2 protein-coding genes are annotated in these 2,775 nt (G+C 55.0%); one reads left to right on the plus strand and one right to left on the minus strand.

The genetic code is table 11. The features are described 5' to 3' along the window. Window positions 1-105 precede the first annotated feature (105 nt). On the plus strand, window positions 106-327 hold the full coding sequence (locus JTP94_RS05705; protein ID WP_204849573.1) for a hypothetical protein: 222 nt from the start codon (window positions 106-108) through the stop codon (window positions 325-327). Window positions 328-688: 361 nt separating this feature from the next. Here JTP94_RS05705 and JTP94_RS05710 read toward each other — a convergent pair whose 3' ends face one another. Then, window positions 689-2,230, minus strand: coding sequence for a sodium:proton antiporter (locus JTP94_RS05710; RefSeq protein ID WP_204849574.1), 1,542 nt, complete (start codon window positions 2,228-2,230; stop codon window positions 689-691). Between the last annotated feature and the right edge of the window lie 545 nt (window positions 2,231-2,775).

Consider the following 2,775-nt stretch of genomic DNA (forward strand, 5'->3'; position numbering starts at 1 on the left):
CGCCATTTCCTCGTCGATGAACAATGCGATCCCGACATGATCGAGCGCGTCATGGCAGATGAGGTGAAGCGCCTCCTATAGCTTCGGCCGCCCAAGCAAGCGAAAATGCTTTCGCCGGACGCTCACGAAGAGCTGAGCAAAAGACCGTCTGCGACTTCAAAATGGGACGCGACGAATGAGGCCGCGAATTCATTGATCGATGCGCGGAACAGCGCGCGCAACCTAAAGACGTTGAGACTGCGCGAACTGCGATTGGCAAAAGAAGTCAGCGACGCGGTCGAAGCATCCGCACAGCCGAAGAAGGCAAGACCGCGCAAAAAGCCCTGATTTAAATCCGGTAAAATCGGCGCTCTGATCGTACATCGCCAGCTTCTCATACTCTTCACGAAATCGTCTACGACACGGCCGCATTCTTACGATTAAGTGCCAAACGACATGTTTCGCCCGATACGTCCCAAAGGCTGGATCGCTTGAATTTTTCCGCACGGCTCACCGCCACCTTCACGCCGGAGGAGAACGGCGAATATGTGGTCGGGATGACGACGGCGGGATATGCCTGTCAATCAGCACCGAACATTGACCCCACTTTGGGGAATCACGGCGGAATTCAACATAACTCAGGCATAAAATCGAGATTAACAAATATCTTCAGGACCCCATTGGCGCGGAATAGAAGACTACCCGAAGACTACCCCTCTAGGATTTCGAACTTTTCCGGCGGAGATACCGCCATTTCTGCCCAATCCAATTCTCCTTCAAGGGCGTGGTAAATGTCATCCTCGATCATTCCAGTCGCGCGCATCTCTGTCAGTCTTTGACGCTGTGCGTGGATGTGCCGGCGCTTTATTGCGTCACTACCGCTCTCTTCACGGGGATGATCGCCTCGCGACGCGCTTTCTTTCTCTGAGAGGTAAATCTCCCTCAATGCCTCGCTGTCCGGGTCGGAAGCACCCTCAAGTTTTGATAGGGCGACGTCCAGTAATTGCACTTGGGCCGCGGCGAGCTCTTGTTTGAACGAGCCATCAGCGGCAAACCCCAAAGCCTTTACGAGCGGTGCCAGGGTCATACCCTGTAAAACGAGAGATCCTATCACGACCGTGAGGGCGCTTAACTGAATGAGTTCGCGCTGCGGAAACTCAAGTGGAAGAGCAAGCGCGGCGGCCAAAGTGACCACGCCCCTCATTCCGCACCAAGACATGACAATCCCCACCGCGAGAGTGGGCGCTTCAACGCCACCGCGCCTCGTCCCCCAAAAGCTGACGACGCGATTGTAAGCTACAACCCACGCAATCCTTACCAGCACGACCGTTGCGAAGACCAACGAAGCGAAACCAAGAGACGGCCAGATCTGGTCTCGGGGTAATTGGAGAACCACTTGCCGTGTCAGCAGTCCCATTAATAGAAATGCCACGATATTGAGCAGAAATACCGCCGTGTTCCAAACCGAGTAAGAATGAATACGGTCTCTGGCCGATTGACGCCGCGGAATATGGTGCGAAATTACCATAGCGTACGCCACGACGGCCAGCACCGCCGAAATCTTAAGATGACCGGCAACAATCCAGACTCCGAAGGTCATCGCAAATTCGGATAGCGTTCCGGCAAGCGTTCCCTTCAGACGTGGAGCGACCGCCACGTAGAGCTTTGCGACAATTATACCAAAAACTATTCCAGCTGGTGCTGCGAACATAATTTGAGCGGCGAAGCCAAGAGTGATTCCGCCCGCCACCTGTGCCCCAACGGCTGCCGTAAACACCAGCAAGGTGACCGCATCGTTGAGCAGACTTTCTCCTTGGAGAACCAGGACCGTTTTTCGCGGCAATGCCAACTGACCCAGTATGGCCGTCGCCGCGGCAGCATCAGGCGGTGCGACGATCGCGCCAAGTGCTATCGCAGCGGCAAGGGGCAGCCCCGCAAACGTCATGCCGATCCAGGTAACAGCAGCAGTGGTTAGCAGAACCGCAACTCCAGCAAGAGCTATCAGATGCCGCCAATGTTTTCGCAGGGCCCGTGGCGGAATGTCATACGCAGCGCCGAGCAAGGCGGGCGCTATGAAAAGAGCGAGCGCCAAATCGGGGTCTACGGCTATTTTCGGAGAGGAAGGCAAAGCGGCGACCATAAGCCCTGCCAATGCCAGGATCGACGGATATGGTATCGCGAAACGTCTGGACACTTGCAGCAAGAGCACGGCGAGTGCCAAGAGTACCAAGAGACTTTCGAAAAGGGCCATTTCGCATCCAGGACTGGGTCTCACGGGAGACGGAGCATAGCGATACTTTGATCTGCTTTTAGGAAAGGAGCAAGGCGCGGGACGTCTAACGGGCTTTGTCGCAAGCTTTCGGAAAAAGCCGCCGAAGCGGCAATTGCTGGACAAAATTAAGCTGCGAGTGCAGTGAGTTGCCGAAATGCCGATTGGCTGCTGGTTGGAATTTGGTGTTTGTGGGTTATTTAGGCTACTTCGATGCACTCCAGATTTGCTGACGCAGACTGGAAGGATTTGAAGCCCTTTATCTCGCGGGCCAGTTTCTTGATAAACCGGTGGTCTTCGTACGATCACCCAATGCGGTCTTGCGGCGGGACTTTACTCTGAACGTGGCAAAGAGCGCTTGGCTCCTCAGCGGGCCAACTCGCCCCAGCATTTTCCTGAATTGGTCGTTGTGAAAGCGAAGCTTCATCGCTTGGGGTCGCAATTCTCTGAATTCTTCCCTTACAGCTTCCTCGGAAAAGCTAAGAGCACTCGCGCCTCGCGATTGACCGCTCGTTTTACGGCCACGA

The sequence above is a fragment of the Martinezella lusitana genome (assembly GCF_016901135.1).
GTDB lineage: Bacteria > Pseudomonadota > Alphaproteobacteria > Rhizobiales > Rhizobiaceae > Rhizobium > Rhizobium lusitanum_D.